General features: G+C 46.2%; 1 protein-coding gene. It reads left to right on the plus strand.

Translation table 11 applies throughout. The features are described 5' to 3' along the window. A partial coding sequence (locus ABWP14_RS11440; protein ID WP_353203099.1) for a hypothetical protein occupies positions 1-1,567 on the plus strand: 1,567 nt, incomplete at both ends.

Raw genomic sequence — 1,567 nt, forward strand, 5'->3', positions numbered from 1 at the left:
GCGCTTGTAGCAGTTGCAGCTTTGACACTGGGTTCATTCTCAGCTGTTTCAGCTTCAGCAGCAGATAACGCAGTATTGAAGTACAAGACTGGTGAGAGCATTGCAGCATCACCATTCTCAACAGGAACAGGTATCGCAGGAGCAGCAAACACTGTTGCCCTAGATGTTGCTACTCCTGTAGACAGCAAGCGTCGCTTCATCACAATCAGCGGAACAGGCTCAACAGCTGTTACTGCAACAGGCTCAACTTCAATTGCAACAGGTGGAACTTCAGTTCTTTACCCTGATAACAAAACAGGAGTTTTGACAATCACAACTCCAGCAGTTGGAACAATTACTGTTACAGTGTTTGCTGAGACAGCAAGTGGTTCAGGAATCTTCTCAACAACAGCAGAAGAGACTGTTGCAGTTTCTGTTATTGCAGCAGCGGTAACAAACATCTTCTCAACATCAACTGTTTACGGTTACGCTGGAGACACATCAACTGTTACAGCAGCAACATCAACAACAGATGCTGCATTCTCAGTTACAGCAAATTCAGCAGGAGACGCTTCAATAGCGCAGGCAGCTATGTTCTCTGTAGTTCAGAAGGATGCAGCTGGAGTTGCTCTAACTTCAGGCTGGAAAGTAGTTGCAGTTAGCACAACAATTGGTTCACTACAGACAACATATGACGCAACTGTTGGCGGTTACGTTGCAGTAACACCATCAAGTTCATCAGCAGTTGGATTCTGGCTAGTTCCAAACGGTCAAAAGGGCACAGGAACAGTAACTGTTTCAGTAAACGGCGTGACTGTTAAGACATACACAGTTTCATTCTACGGATCACTAGCAACACTTACAGCAACAGTTGTTAACACTCAGATTCTTTCATCGGCAACAAAGACTGGTGCAGTAACAGTTGTTGGTAAGGATTCACTAGGTAACGTAGTTGTAGTTACACCTACAATTACATCTGCAACAGCGGCTTCAATCGCATCAGGTACATGCTCTGCTTCAACAGCAACAGCAGCATCGTCTTGCGATCTAACGGCTGGTGCAACTGCAGGTTCATCAGTACTTACATTCACTTCAGGTTCAATCACAACAACTGCAACAGTTTCTGCGGCTGCAAAGCCAACAGCAGTAACACTTGCATTTGATAAGGCTGAATACTCAGCAGGAGAAGCATTTACAGTAACTCTGACTGCAACAAACGCAGCTGGAGTTCCAGGAGATGCAACATACTCAGCACTTCTAGCTGGTGCGCTTACACCTTCACAATCACTAACATCAACATTGTTTGGTGCGAGCGTTTCATTGAAGGCTGGAAAGGCAACAGCAACAGGATTCATGCCTTTGGCATCAGGCCCACTAACTGTTAAGGCAACAACTGGTGCAGATGCAACAACAGCTGACGTATCAGCAACTGCAACAGCAACTGTTGTATCAAACGGTATTGCAGAAGCAGCTGTAGATGCAGCAGCAGAAGCAACTGATGCAGCAAACGCAGCAACTGATGCAGCAAACGCTGCAGCAGAAGCAGCAGATGCAGCAACAGCAGCGGCACAAGATGCAGCTGATGCAG

This window comes from Polynucleobacter sp. (genome assembly GCF_040400325.1).
Lineage (GTDB): Bacteria > Pseudomonadota > Gammaproteobacteria > Burkholderiales > Burkholderiaceae > Polynucleobacter.